General features: G+C 33.4%; 18 protein-coding genes and 1 pseudogene. All 19 read left to right on the top strand.

Features of this window, described 5'->3' with window-relative positions; genetic code table 11:
• The first annotated feature begins 85 nt into the window (after positions 1 to 85).
• The 19 genes and pseudogenes from HBB17_RS17685 (at position 86) to HBB17_RS17600 (ending at position 22,476) form a co-directional block, all read left to right on the top strand.
• Positions 86 to 940: a toll/interleukin-1 receptor domain-containing protein gene (locus HBB17_RS17685; RefSeq protein ID WP_167958827.1), complete on the top strand. Its 855-nt coding sequence runs from the start codon at positions 86 to 88 to the stop codon at positions 938 to 940.
• Positions 941 to 975: 35 nt separating this feature from the next.
• Positions 976 to 4,323 (top strand): DEAD/DEAH box helicase family protein, encoded by a 3,348-nt coding sequence (locus HBB17_RS17680; protein WP_167958826.1) that lies wholly within the window; start codon positions 976 to 978, stop codon positions 4,321 to 4,323.
• An 85-nt stretch (positions 4,324 to 4,408) separates the two neighbouring features.
• Positions 4,409 to 5,983 carry a nucleotidyltransferase family protein gene (locus HBB17_RS17675; protein WP_167958825.1) on the top strand — a complete coding sequence of 525 codons (1,575 nt, stop codon included), beginning with the start codon at positions 4,409 to 4,411 and terminating at the stop codon, positions 5,981 to 5,983.
• Positions 5,976 to 7,094, top strand: a complete 1,119-nt coding sequence (locus tag HBB17_RS17670) for a DGQHR domain-containing protein (RefSeq protein ID WP_167958824.1) — start codon at positions 5,976 to 5,978, stop codon at positions 7,092 to 7,094. The genes HBB17_RS17675 and HBB17_RS17670 overlap by 8 nt, the downstream gene beginning before the upstream one ends.
• Before the next feature lie 148 nt (positions 7,095 to 7,242).
• Positions 7,243 to 7,392 (top strand): annotated as a pseudogene (locus HBB17_RS20750) (YebC/PmpR family DNA-binding transcriptional regulator); the annotation flags it as partial.
• Between the two features lie 324 nt (positions 7,393 to 7,716).
• Entirely contained in the window at positions 7,717 to 8,658 is a 942-nt protein-coding gene (locus tag HBB17_RS17665) for a DUF1848 domain-containing protein (protein ID WP_330588277.1), read from the top strand.
• Positions 8,659 to 8,731: 73 nt separating this feature from the next.
• A complete protein-coding gene (locus HBB17_RS17660; RefSeq protein WP_167958823.1) occupies positions 8,732 to 9,163 on the top strand; it encodes a nucleotide triphosphate diphosphatase NUDT15 in 432 nt (143 codons plus the stop codon).
• A gap of 129 nt (positions 9,164 to 9,292) precedes the next feature.
• A complete protein-coding gene (locus HBB17_RS17655) occupies positions 9,293 to 9,817 on the top strand; it encodes a GNAT family N-acetyltransferase (RefSeq protein WP_167958822.1) in 525 nt (174 codons plus the stop codon).
• A 583-nt stretch (positions 9,818 to 10,400) separates the two neighbouring features.
• A complete protein-coding gene (locus HBB17_RS17650; RefSeq protein WP_167958821.1) occupies positions 10,401 to 10,841 on the top strand; it encodes a hypothetical protein in 441 nt (146 codons plus the stop codon).
• 505 nt (positions 10,842 to 11,346) lie between these two features.
• Entirely contained in the window at positions 11,347 to 11,760 is a 414-nt protein-coding gene (locus tag HBB17_RS17645) for a hypothetical protein (protein WP_167958820.1), read from the top strand.
• Between the two features lie 155 nt (positions 11,761 to 11,915).
• Positions 11,916 to 12,752, top strand: coding sequence for a hypothetical protein (locus HBB17_RS17640; RefSeq protein ID WP_167958819.1), 837 nt, complete (start codon positions 11,916 to 11,918; stop codon positions 12,750 to 12,752).
• Positions 12,753 to 12,804: 52 nt separating this feature from the next.
• Complete coding sequence (locus tag HBB17_RS17635) at positions 12,805 to 13,608, top strand: hypothetical protein (protein WP_167958818.1); 804 nt, start codon at positions 12,805 to 12,807, stop codon at positions 13,606 to 13,608.
• Positions 13,608 to 14,258 carry an ABC transporter ATP-binding protein gene (locus tag HBB17_RS17630; protein WP_167958817.1) on the top strand — a complete coding sequence of 217 codons (651 nt, stop codon included), beginning with the start codon at positions 13,608 to 13,610 and terminating at the stop codon, positions 14,256 to 14,258. The genes HBB17_RS17635 and HBB17_RS17630 overlap by 1 nt, the downstream gene beginning before the upstream one ends.
• A complete protein-coding gene (locus tag HBB17_RS17625; RefSeq protein WP_167958816.1) occupies positions 14,255 to 15,025 on the top strand; it encodes a hypothetical protein in 771 nt (256 codons plus the stop codon). Before HBB17_RS17630 ends, HBB17_RS17625 begins: the two co-directional genes overlap by 4 nt.
• A gap of 321 nt (positions 15,026 to 15,346) precedes the next feature.
• Positions 15,347 to 16,909 (top strand): amidohydrolase, encoded by a 1,563-nt coding sequence (locus HBB17_RS17620; RefSeq protein ID WP_167958815.1) that lies wholly within the window; start codon positions 15,347 to 15,349, stop codon positions 16,907 to 16,909.
• Between the two features lie 14 nt (positions 16,910 to 16,923).
• Positions 16,924 to 18,417: a methyl-accepting chemotaxis protein gene (locus HBB17_RS17615; protein ID WP_167958814.1), complete on the top strand. Its 1,494-nt coding sequence runs from the start codon at positions 16,924 to 16,926 to the stop codon at positions 18,415 to 18,417.
• Positions 18,418 to 18,627: 210 nt separating this feature from the next.
• Entirely contained in the window at positions 18,628 to 19,893 is a 1,266-nt protein-coding gene (locus tag HBB17_RS17610) for a DUF6070 family protein (RefSeq protein ID WP_167958813.1), read from the top strand.
• Positions 19,894 to 19,910: 17 nt separating this feature from the next.
• Positions 19,911 to 21,251, top strand: coding sequence for an endolytic transglycosylase MltG (gene mltG / locus HBB17_RS17605; protein WP_167958812.1), 1,341 nt, complete (start codon positions 19,911 to 19,913; stop codon positions 21,249 to 21,251).
• 67 nt (positions 21,252 to 21,318) lie between these two features.
• Entirely contained in the window at positions 21,319 to 22,476 is a 1,158-nt protein-coding gene (locus HBB17_RS17600) for a zinc ribbon domain-containing protein (protein WP_167958811.1), read from the top strand.
• Positions 22,477 to 23,239 lie beyond the last annotated feature (763 nt).

Here is a 23,239-nt window from a genome sequence, read left to right as displayed (position 1 = left end):
AACATTACAAATTAGTTTGAATGTTATAATATAAGATTTATTACGATATCTACAATATAAATAAGGTTAGAATGGGGGAAGAGAGTTGGAAATTGAAAGAAAAATAAAACAATTAGAAAAGCTTCTTGAAAAAGCAAATAGAATTCGGAATGAGAGTAGTAGCGATCCAGAGTTTAAGACATGGAAGAATAGCGTAGAACGAACATTAGTACAGATTTTTGGAAGAGAGTCTATGGAGTATGAGCAATTTAGTAAATTAAAATTTTATTTTCCAGCAATGATTATTACATCATCTAGTGACTACACATCAGAACATTTAGAATGTTTTAGAAGAGATATGAAAATATTGAAGGATTCGATTGCAGAGTATATTGAAGAACTAAAAGAAGAATCAGAAATTACTCCGGTGGTGGCTGAAGCAATAGAACAAGAAGCACATACATCAAAAATATTTATAAGTCATGCATCAAAGGATGCAGAGATTGTAGAAGAAGTTATTGAATTACTCGAAACTATAGGATTAGAGTCAAATCAAATTTTTTGTACTTCTTTTGACGGATATGGAATAGATCTTGGTGAGAATTTTCTAGATACTATAAAAGAAGAATTGTCTGCGGATTCACTAGTGTTGTTTATATTATCAAAGAATTTTTATAATAGTTCGGTTTGCATGTGTGAAATGGGTGCAGCGTGGGTTTTATCCAAAGAGCATATTCCAATTCTTGTACCACCATTTACATTTAAAGATATAGAGGGGGTTATACCTTTAACTCAAGGATTCAAAATAGATGATCCTCTAAAATTAAATTTATTGAAGGATAAGATAGAAAAAGACTTTGATATAAGTAATAAACTTAGCATATCAACATGGGAACGGAAAAGAGATAGAATATGTAATAGAATAGAAAAGGTATTACAGAAGTCAGAAATAGATTCTTAGAAGATATTTACTATGAATTGAGAGGAGAAAAATAGATGTGCACCAATTTTGATTTCTTGAAAAGTAAATCAATTTATACCTCTTTTGCAGAGCAAGCAATAGAAGCAGAGAAATCGTTATTGGTTTCTCCTGCTACATCTGCAATTCTATCAAGAAGAGCGATGGAGCTATCTGTAAAATGGGTGTATGGATATGATAATGATTTAAGAATCCCATATCAAAACAATATTTCAAGTTTAATTCATGAACAGTCGTTTCGTGATATTATTGAACCAAAGCTATTTCCAATGATTAAGTATGTCATTCAGTTAGGAAATAAAGCAGTTCATACCAATGAAAATATTAAACGTGATGATGCTATTCTTTCGTTACGTAACTTACATGAGTTTATTCGATGGATTGATTACTGTTATTCGGATGAATATACTTGTGGTGAATTTGATGAGGATTTATTAGAAGAAAGCGGACAAGCAAGAAAACGCCCAGAAGAAAACAAAGAATATTTTGAATGTTTAAGTGAAAAAGATCTTACGATTGAACAAATGCGCAAGGAGAACGAAGCATTACGAAGTGAGTTGACAAAACAAAGACAAGATCATGTAAGAAAGCAAGAGTTCAAAGTGGATGAGCTATGTGAGGCTCAGACAAGACAGAAATATATTGATGTAGAACTATCCTTAGCAGGTTGGAAAATGGATGTTGATTGTCAGGTAGAAGTCGAAGTGGAAGGAATGCCTAATCCAACAGGTATCGGTTATGTAGATTATGTTTTGTTTGGAAACAACGGTAAGCCATTAGCAGTAATTGAAGCAAAGAAAGCAAGCAAAGATACAATCATTGGATCGCAGCAGGCAAAGCTATATGCAGACTGTTTACGGAATAAATATGGTCAACGTCCATTAATCTTTACTACAAATGGATTTGAATTTGACTTTACTAATGATTATGATGGCTATACAAGACGTAGTGTATCAGGAATCTTCACGAAGGAAGAACTACAGCTTATGATTGACCGTCGTTCTAGTAGAAAGCCTTTTGAGAATGTTGAGATTAATGATAACATTTCGAATCGTTATTATCAGAAAGAAGCGATTATGTCAGTTTGCAATGCAGTAGACCGTAAGCAGAGAAAAATGCTTCTTGTTATGGCAACAGGTAGTGGAAAAACAAGAACAGCCATTTCAATTGTAGATGTATTGATGCGTCATAATTATGTGAAGAATGTACTATTCTTAGCAGATCGTACAGCATTAGTTAAGCAGGCTAAGAAGAACTTTACAAATCTGCTACCAAGTTTATCAGTTTGTAATTTACTAGATTCTAAAGACAATCCAGAACAGGCACGTATGATATTTTCAACATATCCAACAATGCTAAATGCCATTGATGAAAAGAAGAGCAAAGATGGTAGAAAGCTGTTTACACCTGGTCATTTTGATTTAATTATCGTGGATGAAAGCCATAGAAGTATTTATAAGAAATACCAAGATATCTTTGTATACTTTGATGCGATGTTATTAGGGCTTACAGCAACACCAAAAGATGAAATTGATAAGAATACATATAGTGTATTTGATTTGGAAAATGGTGTGCCTACGTTTGCTTATGAGTTAGAGAAAGCAGTTGAAGATGAATACTTGGTGGATTACAAAACAATTGAAGTTAAGACTAAGATCATGGAAAACGGTATTCATTATAATGAACTTTCAGAAGAAGAGAAAGAGCAGTATGAATCTACCTTTGAAGATGATGAAACAGTACAGGAAGATATTGATAGCAATGCAATAAATGAATGGTTATTTAATGATTCTACGATTGATCGAGTACTTTCTGATCTAATGGAAAAAGGAATCAAAGTTGAGGGTGGAGATAAGATTGGTAAGACAATTATCTTTGCAAAGAATAGTCTTCATGCCAAAGCAATTGTAGAACGTTTCCATACAATGTATCCGCATTTAGGAAATGACTTTATTAAGCAGATTGATTATAGTATCAAATACGTGGATTCTTTAATTGATGATTTCAGTACAAAAGACAAGTTACCACAGATAGCAGTATCTGTAGATATGCTTGATACAGGAATTGATATTCCAGAAGTATTAAACTTAGTATTCTTTAAGAAGATCCGTTCTAAGTCAAAGTTCTGGCAAATGATTGGACGTGGAACAAGATTATGTAAGGATTTATTTGGTGTAGGAATGGATAAGGAAGGTTTTTTAATCTTTGACTACTGTAATAACTTTGAATTCTTCCGTATGAATCCGAAAGGAATAGACTCTGCCATTGGTGAAAGCCTTACAGAAAAGATTTATAATACCAAATTAGAGATTGCTCGTGAGCTACAGGATATTAGATATCAAGAACAAGAATATATTGAGTACCGTAACAAAATGGTCTCTGATCTTCTTGAAGGGGTTAGGGCGTTAAATATGGAAAGCTTCCGAGTAAAACTTCATTTACGACAGGTTGAGGCCTATCGCGAAGAAGAAGTATGGCAGCAGTTAAATACGGCGAATGTTATGGAAGTAAAAGAGCATATTTCTCCAATTATTAATCCTATTCCGGGAGATGAGTTAGCTAAGCGTTTTGATTATTTAATATATACTGTAGATTTAGCATACCTACAAAGTAAGAATGCAAGTAAGCCAATTCAGAACATTGTATCAACAGCAGAGCAACTTTCTAAGTTAGGAACAATTCCACAGGTATTAGAACAGAAAGCAGTAATCGAACGAGTACAAACTTCAGAGTTCTGGGATAATGCAGATGTGTTTGAATTAGAAAAGGTGCGTGTTGCGTTGCGTGACTTGCTTAAATTCATTGAACGTGGAAAGCAAGTAATTTACTATACAGACTTTAAAGATGAAGTGTTAGAAGTAAATGAAAATGAAGCAATGTACAATACAAATGATCTAAAGAATTATCAGAAGAAAGTTGAGTTCTATCTTAAGGAACATTCGGATATGCTTGCAGTCTACAAGCTACGAAATAACAAGAAGCTTAACCAAGATGAACTTAAGCAATTAGAGCATATCTTATGGGAAGAGCTTGGAAGTAAAGCTGATTACGAGAAAGAGTATGGAGATACGCCAGTAAGCATTCTTGTTCGTAAAATGGTAGGTTTAGATCGAGCAGCAGCAAATGAAGCATTTAGTGAATTCCTTAGTGAAGAAAAGCTGAATGTAAATCAAATACGATTTGTAAAGTTAATCATTGATTATGTTGTTGCAAATGGAATGATTGAAGATAACAGAGTATTGACGGAAGAACCATTTAGAACGCTTGGAAGTATATCTGTATTGTTTAAAGACAATATGACTGCTGCCAAGGGGATAATGGGAGTTATCAGAGAGATTAAGAAGAATAGCGAGAGTATCGCATAATACAAGTATGAATAGTCTGGTATAGAAAGAAGATAGTAATTTTTATACCAGATTAGTTAGATGGAGAGGAATAGAGCGTGAACAGATGGAAGAAATAAGATCACATATAGATCAAGCTAAACAAGTAAGCGATTATTATGAGAAAAATATAAAGGATTACCTTGAGAAGATAGATTTAGTAATATTGGATAAAATCAAAACAGCTTTAGATGGTAATGCGAAAAAGTATGATCTAGTATTAGAAAATTCTGTATATGAAAACATATATTTGTATGAATTTTCTAGCAGAGTAAAAAAGCCTGAAAGCCTAAAGGAAAAATTAATTAGAAAGGAAGAAATTTTCCAATATAAAACATTGCTTGAAGGAACGAATGTATATGAGGAAATACCAAAGGAACTTGAAGAGCATGCAGTATTAGAACAATTCAAAAAGAACAACTTATGCAATAAGATTTGCGGAGTGGATGATTTAATAGGAATAAAGATTCTTACTAGTTTAAAAGTTGATTGTAAGAAAGTATTTACCCTATTAAAAGAAAAACTAAATAATTCTGATATAGTATCTTTAGAGTTTGATGATAATCCAACAATAATGAAAAATGGTCGAGAAATATATAAGTTAAAAGGAGTTTATAAAGACTACATAAAATTTGAATTACAAATTAAAAGTAAAATAGATTCAGCTTGGGGTGAATTGGAGCATAACCTATTTTATAAGGATTATGATTATGATTTTGTTAAGGATACAAATAAATCAATTATGAACAATATAGGTGAAGTATTAGATAAAATTGAAGATACTTTACTTACCATTAGGAACAATAAAAAAGAGTTTAATGAAAATTATCAAAAAGCTAGTTTTATGAATAGCATAGATAAGTTGTACCGAGAAAAGATAATAGATATATTTTCGTCTAATTATCTATTAGAGGATAATTTAGATTTACTTTATTATATATACAGTAAAACAGCAGGCTTAGATGCTAGTCTTAAGTTAGTTTCAGAGAATGGGATAAAGGCTGTAGAGGAAATTACAGCGTTTATACCGAATACGGATTTGATTAAAAACTATCTACAATTAAAGGAGAATAATTTTAGATTAAGACTTATAGAATTAATATATTTTAATTGGATGAATACATTAGAGAGTCAGTTATCAGTAGAAGATATGGTTAAAGAGTTGATTGAAAATATTATTTATTATAAACTGGATAAATACTCTCAAATATGTAATAAGGTTATACTTGCTAATGATGTAGTCACTTATATAATTAACTTATTGAAGAGTAAAAGCTTATCACTTCAAGATAATAATTTTCTTATTAATAGTGAACTTTTGTATTGCTATATAGAGGCAGAAAGAGCGCATAATGAACAACTTGGTAGCATTATGGATGGAAATGTTGAAAATTATACAGAAATAAATGAAGAATCGATAGAAGAAATAGGAAATAGATTAAAAGAATGTTTATTTAGATTAGTTGTTTGTGATGAGATAATAGAGATTGAAATTGATCCAGATGATATAAAAGTCTATATATCAAATATGAAAGAAACATTAAAAACTTATAATCATCCAAATAATAAGTCACAGTATAATGATATTCTTAGGATAGTGGAATCGAGATTAGGGAAATGGAGTGAGAAAATAAATGAATAGTTATAGATGCTTAGAATACAAACAAATGGAACAGGAATGTTATATTCTTGTACTACCATTTAGTGTTATTAATAGAGTTTCAGAAATATTAATATACGGAGAAAGTAAATATGGATACCAAAGAGCGTTAAATACAAAGCATTTTAAGAAAATTGCGAACAGTATTAAAAAAAAGGAGCTTATTTCTCCAGCAACAATTATTTTGGGAGCAAATAAATCGACATTAGATAAGATAATAGAGAAAGAAGATGAAGAGAACTATACTATTAACTTTGAATCACTCAGCACAGATGAAAAATTAAGGGTAATAGATGGACAGCATAGATTAGCAGGGGTTAGAGAAATATATTCAAAAGATCCTACATTTGAATATAATTTTAGCGTAGCAATTTTAGCAATAGAAGATGATAAAAGAAGTGTTGAAGTTGAAATTTTTAGAGATATAAATTCAAAAGCTAAACCAATTAAGTCTGATTTACCGATTTTAGCACTTTATAATTATGAATTAATTGAAAAAAATGTTACAGATATACGTAAGCATGTTTGTATTAATGCAGCATACAAGTTAAATAATGATGAAAATAGTGTTTGGATGAATGCAATAAAGTTAGATATTAACTCTGCTGATAGTGTTGGAATAGTAGGGTTTAAAACTTTTTATGAATCTATAACTAAAATATGTGATGTTTTAGTTATAGATGAAACTATTAAAAATGAAAGTTTTGAACAAGCAAGTGAATATATTGAAAAATATGCAGATAAGTTGGCAAATGAGATATTAAAGCCATGTTGGGAAACTGTAAAGAAAAAGTGGAGCGACTGCTTTAGCAAAAACAGTGCGTATTATAACTATGAAGAAGTTATTACGGAATACGATAAGAAATATTATATTCAAAAGACTATGGGGTGTAAGTCAATAAATGGCTTATTATCAGATGAAATAGCAAAAAATCCTGACATGATTGAGAAAGGAATGGATAGCTTCGAGAATATAATTAACGAGAGTAAGTTGACTTGTAGCGACTGGGAATCTGGAGGAAAATTTGCAGGATTAAGTTCCGAAGCAGGATTTAAACAAATCAGAAATTTAATTAAAAACGATGAAAAATAATTTATTTATAGGTAGTTATTTAGAATAAATTATATTTACATTCGTTGTTGATCTATGTTAAAATACACTTCAGTGATGGAATATGTCACACCAGTGATGAATACGTAAAGATTTTAAGTAAATTAAAACTGAGTTTTAAACAGCACCAGAACTGCTGCAAATCCCTCAAACTTGGGCTGAATTAACAGACGAAAAAGACATCAAATTCTTCAACAAGACTTTAGATCTTTTAAACGAAGATGACGATGTGCAAGCAGTTTACCACAACTGGGATGAGCCAGATGAGGATGATGAATAAATTCTAGCCATATAGTAAATCAATAACACATATGTCTGACAGTAATTAATTTTACAAGATAGACATATGTGTTTTTCTATGGAGAAAGAAGCAAATGTTAGGGGATGAGTAAATGATTACATATAATGAGATTGATCACACTTAATTTAGCAGTATGATAGTATTTCGATGAATGTAAATGTTGAAAAGATATATGAAGTAGAAAAATTAATAATGGCTTGGGAGGTTTCCTACTGCAAGAAAAAGAAGTATGCTATTTGAACTGTTGTCCAGTTTTAAAAGTGAGAATAATAAGATAACAAATTTTCACGATAAGGAGGGGTGATGATGATTCTAAGCGTGAGTAGAAGGACAGACGTACCAAATTATTATTCCGATTGGTTTTATAATAGACTTAGAGATGGTTATTTCTTTGTAAGAAATCCTTTTAATACGCATCAGATAAGTAAAGTGGCTATTACTAAGGAACTTGTTGATTGTATCGTTTTCTGGACAAAAAATCCTCGTAATATGATGAAACGGCTAAATGAATTGGATGGGTACAATTATTATTTCCAATTTACTTTAACAGGATATGGACGAGATATCGAACCTAATTTACCTGATAAAAGACATGTAATGATACCGACTTTCCAGGAACTCTCAAGTATGATCGGAAAGAATAGAGTTATCTGGCGGTATGATCCGATATTAATTAACTCAAGATATACAGTAGAATATCATATAAAATCATTTAAAGAAATAGCGGAGAGCTTAAAATGGTATACAGAAAAAGTGGTAATTAGCTATGTTGATTTGTATGCAAAGACGAAAAAGAATATGAGTAATTTAGAAGTTAATGAATTACAGGAGTCTGAAATGAGGAGCTTAGCCAATGAGTTTGCACGTATTGCAAGCGAAAATAGTATTGAGATTGAATCATGTGCAGAAAAAATTAATTTAGATGATATTGGTATAAAACATGGTAGTTGTATCGATCAGAAGTTAATTGAGGAGATTATCGGCTGTAAATTATCGAGCCATAAAGATAGTAATCAACGATTGGAATGTGGCTGTATTGAAAGTATAGAAATGGGAACATATAATACATGTCTTAACGGCTGTAGATATTGTTATGCAAATTATGATGAAGAAAGAGTTAAAAGTACAGTTAAGTTTTATGATGTTCATTCACCGCTATTATGCGGTGAGATTGGTGCAGGTGATATGATAAAAGAGAGAAAAGTATTGTCTAATATTGAACATCAAATGAGCTTTTTTGATTAAAAAGTTTGTAAAAATATGAGAGATGTATTAGAATGGTTATATTTAAAATGATTGAAGCTTATGGAGGAACAATATGGATCAGATAATAAAAGTTGGAATCGGAGTTATGCTCATCGACGATAATAAGATTCTTTTGGGGCATCGTACGGTAAATGGAAAAGATACCGGCGGGATTTATGAACCAGATCATTGGTGTTTGCCAGGAGGAAAACAAGAATATGAGGAGACAGTATTCGAAGGCGCAATGCGTGAAGTGAAGGAAGAAACGAACTTAGCAATCAGTGATCTTGCGATTTTTAACGTGGCTGATGATATTCAACCGAATAAACATTTTGTAACCATACAAATTGTTGCGAAGAAATTTGAAGGGAATTTAACTGTAATGGAACCAGACAAACAAGATGAATGGAGATGGTTCCCTCTTAATGAATTACCTCAAAAGATATATTCCCCATCAAAAAAGTTCATTGATTTATATAGAGAGAAAATGAATATACCATGTTGACTTGCTAAACATGAATAAACATAGGGGGAAGCAAGTGCTCTTGTTTCTATAGCAATAGAGAAGCTTAAGGGCTTAGACAGTAAAATAGCGATAAAACAATCAAACAATCTATAAGGGGAGATACACAGGATGAATTTTAAAGAATTAGAAACAGAAAGACTTAACTTAAAAAATATATCAACTGAGGATTCTGCATTTATACTGAGTGAATTTTCAGATGATGACATCAATGAATATTTATTTGATGAAGAACCAATGACGGATTTGCAAGAAGCAATGGGATTAATTGAGTTTTATACCGTGCCTGAACCGAGAGAACAACATCGATGGATTTTAGTTCGTAAAAGCGATGGACAGAAGATCGGAACATGTGGATTCCACTGTTGGAATAGGGACAAACATGTGATTGAAATGGGATATGATATGAAGAAGGCTTACTGGGGGAATGGATATATGCAGGAAGCAATAAAGGCTATACTAGCATTAGCCAAAGACGAGTTAGAAGTACACGAAGTTATATTACATATCTACCCAGAGAATAAGAAGTCAGTTGCATTAGCAACGAAGTTCGGTTTCGTTAAAAGTGATGAAACGATTGATTATGATTTCAGAGGAAAGACATATGTACATTCGATTTATACAAGGATTCTTTAGCATGATGTAAGAATGAATAGCAGAAACTGTAATTAACAAAAATTATATAGGATGATTGTAAGGGTGAAGAGTCATTCTATCTGTATATCGATTTATTAGGAGACACGAATTCTACTATAAGCCAAGTTGGCTATAAGAGAATTCGTGTCTTTTTTATAAAATAGGAAAGTACTTCGACTTTCCTATTACTGTAATATGGTATATTATGTCGAACGAAACTTTATATACACCTAGTAAAAATATGGTAATACTAGATGGATATTGAGCATTAAGAACTGATTTAAGGAGTATTCGATATGAATGAGATAATAACCTGTAATGGTTTATCAAAAAGATTTGAAAATCGTAGATTGATTACGAATGCGGTGAAACATGTTAAATAAAAACAATGTGGTAAAATATTACAAAAAACAACGAAAGAATAAAAGAAAAATTAGTAGTTTCGTTTTGAACTACGAAAAGTGAATGAAAATAAAACAAAAAACGGAAAAATAATATGAAATTTTACAGTGGAAAAGCATGCAGACAAATGGTAATATATGGGTGCTACTAAAATAACAAGCAAGAAAGGGAGGCATTAATTATGTCAAATGTAAAACGTATGAAACGAGTTATTTCTTTACCCAAAATTCTTTGTATGCTACTCTTTATTTTCTGTGTTGGAGTTGGAGTACAAAGTGCATCAGCAGCTACAAATGAAGTCAGTTTTATAAAAGGGGATACCATCGTATGGAGTTATGCTGGTGGCAGAACCATTTATGGTGCTACAATCGATGTTAAAGTGAAGAACATTGCCTATGACAAGAAAGTAACAATTCATGGTAAGAATGTTCTAACTGGAGAATGGTTTGATGTACAAGCCCAATATATATCCACCCTTGATGATGGATATGAATTATGGCGAGCATATCCAGTAAGTTATTCAAAAGATTTTGAATTCGCAATTAAGTACGAAGTGAATGGGAATACATATTGGGATAATAATAATGGTAATAATTATATTGTTACTAGTCGGACATATTAAGTAGTGATTCAGTTTATATAGCAAAGTAAAAACGCACGGATTTCTAAGCGTCATATAACGACGAATGGAAATCCGTGCGTTTTTTATGAATATAATTAATTCGCTCTATTGTAGGAAGTTCGCTTACTATCTGGATATGTACTCCAAAAAACAGCCAAAAAACAACAAAAAATGAAATTGATTTGACAAGGGAAATAAACTGCGAGATAATCAAAGAAAAAAGAAAATAATAGATAAAATAGTAAAAATAAGACAATTGAAATACTATTAAACTTTAACATAAAACTACTTGAAGAAAATCATACCAATAAACTTTACTGATAATATAGTAGAAAAGTGTAACTAATGGCTTATGGATACAATATATCTATAGAAATACATTTATGGTATTGTATCTATAATTGTTAAAGCATAAGTTTATAGATTACAAATGAATATACATTGTTATTACTAATGCTAGTTCATGATACATACTATATTCTATAAACTTAAACAGGAGGCTAATATGAAATTAAAAAAAGCAATAGTTACTTCATTAGTGTTTTCTTTTTTGATATCAACACAGGTATTTGCGGCAGGACAAACTTCAAGCCAAACATTATGGTTACCTGAGAATACATGGGTTGGAATTTATGCTCAGAAAACTACAACAGCTCAAAAAGCATATTCACGTTGCACAGCAGTATATCCATCAAGTGGAGATGACAATTACACAAGAGTTAAATCTAGATGTAGTGATGCAACAGGATATACTTGTATATCTGCAAAAGATGAGTATGTTCTTTATGAAACAGCAACGGGTTATACGACAATGACTTTTGCGAATTATGTATCGAAGGGAACATATTTTATTATTGACTATAAGGGGAATAATCCCGAGTTGGCAGCATATGCAGATGTTGAATGCGATTTTAACTAATAATTAATTATTAAAGTTTGATAGTATTTTTTCAATGAGTTCCCAGATTTGTTTATACGAATGGGGACTCATTTGTAAGAGAAATTTAATGAAGTAGACTTGGTAATAGTTTGATTATAATTAATCTATATATTAGAAAGGAGTTCATATACTCTATGCTATTAAAGTCAACAAAGATGCAGTTATCGGTACTGTTTCATAAAAAGGGTTTTCAAGTGTCATTTATGGCAGTTCTAGCCTATGTACTTTTAACATATTTGTTTTATGTATTCAAATTATGGGGATACGATGTTTCAGACATGTATCATCCAGCTGTGCTAAGTGCATTGAATTCAGATGCCGAGTTCTCTTGGTTCTTTATGATGTACTATCCATTTATCGTCGTATTACCAGCTGGATTTCTGTATATGGCTGATCGTGATACGAGTATGTACATAATCATTCAAGCGCAGCAAAGTAAACGGGATTATTATATAGCAAAGTATGTAGCAGCTTTTAGTGGAGGCTTTATGACCTTTACTGTTCCATTTTTTATTGGATTACTTTTGAACGTCTTAACATTTCCGTTAGAAGCGACAGGGACATTAACAAATTTTGAGATTTATTCACGTACATACTATATGTACGCAGACAGCTATTTGTTTTCCGATTTATATCTGTCCAATATCTATCTGTATTGTATTGTAACAATCCTTATATTTGGTGTTTTTTCTGGTGTTATTTCGGTATTTTTAGTTGCGGTATCAACCTTCCGAATCAAGTATCGTATTTTTATGTTTTTACCATTTTATTTGATTATTTATTGTATTAGGCAAATGGGAGATTGGTTTCATGAACAAGCAATCGAATATAATTATGAATGGTATCTATTAGCTTATGATGCGGTACCGAATAAGAAGTTCATTTTTCTTCTTGGTATGATGGGATTTATGATGATCTGTACAATCGGAATACTCATAAAGAATATAAAACGTGATCAACTGTTATCATAACAAGTTTGCGTTGTGATAGGATACAAACATTTAGTAGACTTGGAGAGTTCGTATGGGAAAAAATAAGAAGTATTTATTCATTGGTATGGTCTGGTCAATAATACGATCGATTGAGTTTGTGAGGCTTTCGGATAAGCAAGAAGGAATCGCTGCCATATTGATACAGTTTGGATTTGATAAGCCACATTTTACAACAGGTTATTTAACGCTAATCCTGTATAATCTGTTTCCAATCCTGATGTTTCAGATGATATTTGGTATCCGTATATATAAGCATTTTGTTGTAGCAAATGCGTATTATTTTAGTAGGGTACATAATAAAGATAATTGGTATCGGAAGGAAGTGGCAACATTATTAATAGAATCGCTTGTGTACAATATTTTCTATTATGGTACAGCAACTATACTGTTGTACGTAGCAAACAAAGGCAGTTTGGATGGAAACGTATTCTATGTTTTGTTGTATAGCATTCTATATAGTTGGTTGTATACATTTACGACCACATTGCTTATAAATCTATTAGCAATCCGATTAGGAAGTCATAATAGTTTTATCCTTGTATATTCTATTCAACTAATCAGTATTGCATCGTTGTTAGTGTATGATGAACGGTTCCCACTACATGGTTTTTTGAAAATGCTTTTTCAGTTGAATCCAATTTCAAATCTGATTCTTTCTTGGCATAGTACAGGGGATGCAGCGGTGAATTCTATGATTCATATTCATAATATTGATTTCCCGTTATTGCAATCAATATTATATTTTATAGTGATTGGTGCAATGATCACAGCATTTGGTATCGTTCTGATTAAAAAAGTGGATATTGCATTAGACCAGAAGGAGGTGCAGGGATAATGGTTGAACTGGTTGCAGATAATATTACGAAGGTTATAAAATCAAAAAAGGTACTTGATCAAATCAATCTTAAGCTTGAAGGTGGTAATGTATATGGTTTTGTGGGAAGAAATGGTTCGGGAAAAACCATGTTGATTCGTATGCTTGCAGGATTGATTCATCCAAGTGAAGGTAAGGTTCTATATAATGGGAAACAAGTACATAAAGAGATTGCTTATGTTCCCAACTTAGGTGTTGTGATTGAAAATATTGGTTTATATCCAGAATTTACAGGATATCAAAATCTTATGTTCCTAGCAAAGATTAATAATCAAATTGGGAAGAAAGAAATAGAAGAAGCGATTACCCGTGTTGGATTAGATCCGTTTGATAAACGTAATTTCGGGAAATATTCATTAGGTATGAAGCAACGAATTGTATTGGCACAAGCATTTATGGAAAAACCAGATATTATTCTTCTTGACGAGCCTACGAATGCATTAGATGAAAGTGGTGTAGACTTAATTCGATCCATTATATTGGAAGAGAAAAAAAGAGGAGCACTCGTTGTTGTTGCCAGTCATAATAAGCAAGATATCGATCTACTTTGCGACTCTGTATATTATCTACGTGATGGAAAACTGGTAGACCAAGTGGGGGTGACAGAATGAAGAGATGGGTTACCTGCATGATCGTGGTTTGTATGCTCTCCCTTGGAATCGGACTATACAGTAAAACTTCACATTCTAATATAACTATCTTAGCTGGACAACAAGCGTTAGATGATTACATGGTTACATATGTATTAACGAAAGACATTATTGATCCCGTTAATGAGGAAACTGCCTCTGAGACGGAAGAAACTGCAAAAAAAGGTACGAAGGAAGAAGATAACCATATTATTGTAAATGCGGATAATACCAAAGAAATAGATGAGAAAACGTATCTAGAAGAACTGCAAAGTACCTTAGATGATGCAGAGTATGTAATTGTAGCCCAGTCTACAGGATATAACAAAAATCTATTTGGTACAACTATGCAAGAAGTGAAGGTTCTACAAGTATATAAAGGCAGTACAAACATGGTAGGAGAAACCATAAATCTGGTTAATCCAGGGTCGTACTTTGAAGATTTGAAGAAGTATTTCATCGGAACTTTTGTTAATGTAATGCAGGAAGATAATCAATACCTTGTATTTATGAATGAAATTCAGGAAGAACAGGATAAGGGAAAAAAATTATATGTATTAGCGAATGATTTGAACATTGCTTACTTTAATTTGGAGGATAAAAGAAATTGGATTCCAACACGTTTGGAGGAAGGAATCAGTTATCAAAATGTAAAGGACAATGAATTCTTTGTCGGAGATGAATATGCACTTGAAGCGATAACGAATTTTAAGAAGGAACTATTCAAGCGATATAATTTATGTAAATAGGAAAATACCAATGCACGGTTTCTTTTGTGTCTTTTTTGACAGATGAGAGTCGTGCATTTTCTTTTATTTATGCAAGAGTATACTCGGAATGATTATCGAAATGGATCACTACTAATTTCAATAAATACCCTGAATAAAAGTATCAATTAACAGAATATTTTTGAATTGTATGGAAATTTTCCAGCAATAGTGAAGTTTTGTACTCGAAAGATGCAATATTCTGTGGAATTCATAGATGGCTTATGGTAGAATAAGAGTGATTTGTTTCAGCGTAGATATTATTCAGCTGAAGATGAAAGGAAACAATTAGGAGGAAGGCCAATGGTTGTATATTGTGGTGCGATAATTACTTGCGATGAGAACTATACGGTTGCGAAATACTTAGTAGAAGAAAAAGGAAAGATTCTATATGTTGGAAATACCTTACCGAAAGAATATGAACAAGCAAAACAAGTACAATTAGGGAAAAGAGCATTAATTCCTTCTTTTGCAGATACCCATATTCATTTTGCCAGTTTTTCAACGTTTCATGCTGGGTTAAATGTAATGGAAGCAAAATCAAATGTTGAGATTGCCTCCATGTTGTCTGAATTTGTGAAGAAGACGAAAGATCGTTTGCTGATCGTATTCGGTGCGTCTCCTTATTCGGTGGAAGAAAAACAATTGATCAGTAGAGCAGAATTAGATGCGGTGTGTTCGGATCGTCCCATTATGGTGGTGAAGTATGATGGACATGCTTGTATCATTAACTCTGCGTTACTTCAATGTGTGAAAGATAAGATTCAGAATCTAAGAGGATATCATGAAGAGACCGGTGAGATGCAGCAGGAAGCATTTTTTGAGGTATCCAATTATGTGACCAATTCCATATCGATTCTGAAATTGCTAGGGAATATGGAGCAGGCGGTAAATTATATGGCGTCCAAAGGAATTGGTATGATACATACGGTTAGTGGAGTAGGGTTTGCAAAAGATTTAGATGTAGATATGGAAAAATGGTTTGGTCGTGGATTATCAAATGGTATGCAGCTTCGTGTATTCTTCCAAACGATGAAAGTTGAAGCAGCGTTAAAGAAAAAGTTGCCACGAATCGGAGGGTGTTTTGCAACTGCATTAGACGGGTGTTATGGTTCAATGGATGCAGCGATGTTACAGCCTTATGAAGGAACACAGAATACAGGTGTACTATATTACACAGATGAAGAAGTGATTGAATTTTGTAAGAAAGCCAATCGTGCTAATTTGCAGATTGAGATGCATGCGATAGGGGATGCTGCCTTTGATCAGGCTACACGTGCATTGAAAGCGGCACTGGATGATATGCCGAGAGAAGATCATCGTCATGGAATTATTCATGCTTGCTTACCAACCAAAGAAGGCCTTGCCATTTGTGAGGAATATGGCATCCAGATCCCTTTGCAGACATCATTTATCAATTGGCCACAAGAACCAGAATCCTATCTAAACGAGATTCTAGGGGAACGGAATGGGCAATTGAATCCATTGGCTACATTTTTATCAAAGAATATTGCATGTAGTGCGGGCTCAGATGCTCCATGTACGGATCCAGACCCGATTCTATGGATTCACAATGCATGTAATCATAGTATCAAAGAGCAGTCTATCTCAGTACAAGAAGCATTGCGGATGTGTACATATTATGGCTATGCAGCTAGTTTTGATGAGCAAGAAAGAGGAAGCTTGGAAGTTGGAAAGATTGCTGATATGGTAATTCTTTCGGATAATCCATATGACATTGAGAAAGAGAAACTCAAAGACATAAAAGTAGAACAATTATATCTACAGGGAAAACCATATAAACAAGTACGTACCAATCCAATTTTATTAGTGTTAAAGGGAATGTGCTCTAGAAAGAAGATTTAGGAGGATAAGCAAACATGGAAGTGCAATCAACGAAGAAAAGAAGTGCCATTGAAGAACAACAACATCGTATTACACGCTTTATGACAATTGTATTCGTTGTCTTAAGTCTCTATATAATGGGGACGATATGTAATACGGCTTTATTTCAATCTGAAAACATAGTAGAAGCAGTCATAGCAATTGTTGTTTTTATATTGGGAGCAATACTGAATGTATTCTTATATAAAAAAACAGATGGAAGATTGATTCCGTATACAGGAATGGGATTGTATCTTGTGCTAGTTTGTTATCTCTTGTTTTGGGGATTGAATATCAGTACGTATATCTATCTGTTCCCAGCATTATTCCTTTCTATCATGTATTTTGATAGCAGATATTCCATTCTTGTGGCTGTTCTTGTATCGGTGATCAATGGAATTGATGTAGTATTGTTGTTACAAGCGGATACAACAACCAAATTTGATCTGAATACGCCATATGCAGTACAGATTTTTGGAATTGTATTATGTAGTATTCTTACTTGTAGTATTACCAATATCTCAAAGAAGAATAATAGTAATGTAATTAATGAAGTGATTGAAGAAAAACAGAAACAGGAAGAAACCGCAAAACAGATTCTTGCCATTGCAGAAGAAGTGAAGGAAAAGATTGAGACCAGTGATACAATCATTATGGAAATCAACAACTCCAATGATGTGGTAAACCGTGCGGTTAAAGAAATCTCGCAAAGTACGAAGAGCAATGCAGATAGTATAATGCAACAGACGCAAATGACACAGAATATACAGGTTGTTATTGATAATACCAATGAAACAGCAGGATCTATGTCGAAATTAGCAGAAGAGTCCATGGTTGCAATCCATGAGGGATTGGAAGTAATTGAAAGGATTAAAGATAAATCAGATAACCTGGTACAGGCAAATCAGAAGGTTTCTGCTGTTATGGAGAATCTAGAAGCTAAGATGCAGGAAGTACAGCAAATTACAGGAATGATCTATGGAATATCCTCCCAGACGAACCTATTGGCATTGAATGCCTCCATCGAAGCAGCAAGAGCAGGAGAACATGGAAGAAGTTTTTCAGTTGTTGCAGAACAGATTCGACAGTTAGCGGATGAGACAAGACGCTCAACCGAATCAATCAATCTTTTATTAGAAGAACTGACAGTCAATACCGTTGGTGCAAAGGAAGCATCAGGACATGTACAGGGAATTACAACAGAAGAAACAGAACTGATTGCTCATGCAGAAACGAAATTTACGAATATTAATCAGGTTAATAATCAGTTAACCAAACTGATTGAAGCGACTTCACAAAAGATAGCGGAGATAACAGAAGCGAACAACAATATTGTAGATAGTGTAACTCAATTATCTGCAACAAGCCAACAGGTAACGGCTAGCTCTGATGAAGCTTATGATTTATGCTGTCATAATTCAGAATGTGTGGAGAAAGAGACGAATCTATTGCATGAGATTGATATATTGGTACAGAAATTCAAATTGTAAGATTTTTATAAAAGAAGTATGAACTGAAACGAATTTAGAAAATTAAAGAAATATTAAGAAATTATAAAGTGACTTTCAACAAAATGCGTGTATACTATTTTGTTGAAGGTCATTTTTATTACAGGGAGAATTCCTCTGAATATCGAATAGATTTGACCAATTTGATCATTAGGTTTGAGAGTGAAGGAATACATAAGAAAGGAACGATTTATGTTTCGGAGAAGTTTATGCTTGTTCAGCCTTGTCTTCTTAAGTACACTTACAGCGTGTAGCCAAGACCACAAGGATAAGAAAGCAAATCATACGCCACAAACAGAGGAAGAAGAATTCGTGTCCGTATATGAGCAGGAGAATTATGAAAGCTCTAAGGATATCGAAGGTCAAGATACACAGGAGAAAGAATATAATTTACCAATAAGTGACGAAGAATCAAAGCAGATTGAGGAAGAATGTCTGACATATCTAGCCGATTATGAGGAATTATTTCAAGTCTGTGAAGAGAAGAATCCAGAGGATGTGGTTGTAGACGAACAAACGCAGATTGCCATTATGGATCGGTTAGCAGCACATGGGAATCCAGTTGTAGCAACGTATCTACAGGTGAATATGCGCAATGATGCAGTGATGGAAGAATTCATTCAGACGGTGGAGGCAGGAAAAGAAAGTAAAGTTACTGTTTATGAGGTTAATATGGACGGAAGCATTGGACGATTGGAATTTTGCTATACCGGGGAGAAGATGATTTTCACGTATGCCCATGGATTGTGGGAAGATGGACAATCCCATGTGTCAACCATGAGCCGCGCAAGAGTACTATCCTGGGACTATACGAAAAAGGGCTGGTTTTTCTATGAATTGTGTGTACCAGAACCACCTGTTGTAGCAGAAGAAGTGGGTGGAACGGCTGTGTTGCGAGTAAAACCAATGAACTCGGAATATCAAAAAATCTGTGATGCATATATTGCACCAATTGGGTACCAAGGAACGAACCTGTTTTTGACCGATTGGTCGGAAGGTCATTATGGAGAGATGGATTTCAATGATGCCTTTGAGTATTTATATAAAATGCAATATCAAAAAGCAGTTGTTCCTGAGGATTTTGATGAAGGAGTACCAGAGGAACTTTTTGAAGAAGTATTGACGAATTATCTACCAATAACCAAAAAGGAATGTAAGAAGTTAGCAGTCTACGATAAACAACAGAAGATCTATCCTTGGTGGCCACTTGGCTGCGGTAATTATGCACCTGATATGTATGGAACGCCCATTCCAGAAGTTGTTAGCATTGAGAATAAGGACAATGGAATTCTGATTGTTACGGTGGAAGCAGTATGGGAAGAGTATGCTACAGACTGTGCCTTTCGCCATGAAGTGACACTGCGGGAAGAGGAAGATGGAACGGTAACATTTCTAGGGAATACGATAACGGATATTAGTGAGACCAGTTTACCGCAATATACACATCGTTTGGAATAGGAAAGAAGGAAAGAAGTATGACAGGAGTTAAGAAAAGTAAGAAAATAGTTCTATGGTTATTAAGCCTTGTAATGCTTGTTGGCATGTGCAATATACAGCCGATGACAACAAGAGTAGAGGCAAGCAGTGCAAGCAAATATGGTATATTAATTGCAGATGCAAGTGGAAACTATACGTTTTATGATTGGAATACAGAGAAGGGGACACAAAGGATCATTAAGAAATCTTCCTATGTTATGGTCCCATTACGAAAAATATGTGATAAATTACCGAATATCAGTTATTCGTACAATTTTTCTACGAATAAAGCAACGGTAAAGAATACAAAGAATGGAAAGAAGATCGTATTTACCAAAGGAAGTAAAGTTGCATATACCTATGCAAGTAGTAAAGCAAAGGCAAAAAAGGTAACGTTAAAGTATAAGATGTACTTGGATAAAGACAGCAATGCAGCAATGGTAGAGTCCAGTGCACTATCCTATGTTCTAGCCGTGAAGACAGGGTATAAAGCATACACGAAACAAGCCATTATTGAAGATAAGGGATATGCCTCCTCACAATATGCTGGTATATTGGTTTACAATACAACGAAAAAAGTAAGCAGCCTGACGAAGTCTACAAAAGTGAGTTATGTGAGTGAAAAAATCCCAAGCAATGTGAAGAAAGTGACTATACCAGAAGGGTATGCTCTTTCTCAGGTATTTGAACTGCTGGTGAACAAAGGGGTATGTGCTTCGGTAGACGCATTATTTTCTGTAGCACAGAATACAGATTTTAGTGCATATACGTGCATCGCAAACCAGCCAAAACATGCAAATCGATGCTTTACCTTAGAAGGATATCTCTATCCAGATACATATGAATTCTATGGAAACAGTAGTCCCTTAACAGTTATTAAAGCAATTCTAGCAAATACAGATAAAAAATTAACAACGACGTACTATACACGAGCAAAAGAACTAGGTTACAGTATGGATGAGATTCTTACCATTGCTTCTTTTGTAGAAAAAGAAACAGGGAAAGATACCGAAAGAGCCAAGATTGCTTCCATATTATATAATCGATTGAAATCTGCAACCAAGTTGCAATGTGATTGTTCTATTCATTATGTTGAACGGTATATTAAACCGTACATAACAGGAGATATTAATCGGTATAATTCATATTACAATACCTACAAATGTGCTGCATTACCAGAAGGACCAATTACCAACCCAGGTACTAAATCTATACAAGCAGCACTTTATCCTGCAGATACAGAGTATATGTTCTTCTGCTCAGATCAAGAAGGAGAATATCATTATTTTGTTACGTATGAAGAACAACAAGCTTTTCTTACAAGCCAGGGAAGTAATTAGGTAATAAGTACTATTCTTGCTCTATGTCAAAGAGTGATATGATATGACATATATGAGGAGGAATTGTATGTATTGCAGACATTGTGGAAAAGAATTAAAGGGAACACCAAACTATTGCAGATATTGTGGGTGGCAAGTTAAGTACTTGCGTACACAAGCAGCTCAGACATACATTTCTACACAAGAAAATTGGATTAATCAAAAAAATGAAAAGAGAAAATTACAAAGAGAAACTACGCTTTATACCGTATTTTCTGCTTTCGTAATTTTCTTTTTTGTGGTTAGTATTATAATTATTAAGAATAGTCCTGATTTTTCTGGGAATTCTCATGACGATCATTCCCAGAGTTCGTACAATAACTATTCGAATTATTTAACGGATGAGGAGATGCATGTAAGCAATGAGGAAGCATCTCAACAGGAACGAATCTTGGGAAGCGCAAAAGAGTTGCGAGGAAAAACAGTATTAGTTTGTTGTTTTGTACAAATTAATGATGATGCATGGACAGAAGAGGAAAAGCAATATAGCAGCGATTCCATGAAGGAAGCTGTTGCCTGGATTGAAGAGCAAGGTTTGGCTTATGGGCAAGAGGTTGATATCGTCTATGATCTGAAGGAAAATTCAGAATTATGCTATAATCAAACGATCGATTTTCGTGTTGAGAGTGATACAGAAGAAACCAATCAGTATAGTTATTATCTGTACAACAAATTCTGGATTCAAGAAAATCTTGATGTAGATCAGATCAAAGAGCGTTATCAAACAGATAATATTGGTTATCTTTTCTTTGTGAAAGATTCGGGTACCTCCTACACGTATTCTCACTATATAGAAGATAACAATGTGAATAAAGAAGAGATGTGTACCATTTATCTAAAAGATTCCAGCTGTCTAGGCTGTTATGAAACACCAGCAACTTATGCGCATGAGATATTGCATTTGTATGGTGCACTGGATTTGTATGAGGATGCTTGTCCGGAAGTCATTAATACCTACGTTGGCCTGGAATATCCTTATGAGATTATGTTAAGTACGTATCAAGAACCGCTTTTTGGAGATGGAGTAACAAAAATGGTTTCACCAATCACTGCATATATGTTGAACTGGACAGATTATATTGATGAACTATCAAAATTCCCTGAATTGGAACGTAAGGAGCCTGCTTGCTTTTCGGAGGAAGATTATGGTGGGTATTATTTTGAAGATGAAAAAGAAAACAAATAATGAGTTAATTAAATGATTGACAAATTATTGTTAAAAAATACAATAGCGTTTGTACTGGGTAAATACCTAAGTTGATATAAGAATATAACTTAGGTATTTACCCTTTTTTATGAATCCATGTTAATGAAGTAGACACGAAAAGTTTGCGAATATGGTAGTAGCTTTATTATTCATTCTCCATTTCTAATTAAGCCATATTCACTAACGAGCTTAGTTACTGGTGTAGCAGCATTATAGAAATCGACGATTTGTTGCTTAATAGGGTATCTCTTAGGATTTCTGTGGGCAATGCACCTCCTTTCAATATAGATTTTAATGTCTCACACATTTCAATATCACTAAATTATACTAACATCATTATTATAAATTTACTTAACGATGAAATGAAGAAAGCAAATTATTCGTTAATTGTAAAGTGAAAATCCATACTTATACGTAGATAAAGAACTGTTTGTAAAGGAAAGTCCCGTATGGATTTTTACGTACAAAACGGGAATTGTATTTACAAACAAGAAGAAATAGAGAGGAGCGGGAAATTTACGTACAAAATAGAATTTACAAATTACAAAGAAAATAGTTCGGATTAATATGAGATTCTTGCAATACAAATGGGACTTACGTTTTGCAATTCATCCCAGGTAAATTGTAAAATTAAACGCAACACATTTCATACCAACTAAGTAGAAATAAGTTAATATAAATTAGAATAAGATAAGTTGCATTTCGGTTTACAAAAGATTGGTATATATGCTATATACTGATC

Origin of the sequence: Anaerosporobacter faecicola (assembly GCF_012070565.1) — a bacterium.
In the GTDB taxonomy this organism is placed as follows: Bacteria; Bacillota; Clostridia; order Lachnospirales; family Lachnospiraceae; genus Anaerosporobacter; species Anaerosporobacter faecicola.
This window is presented reverse-complemented; position numbering and strand designations above follow the sequence as displayed.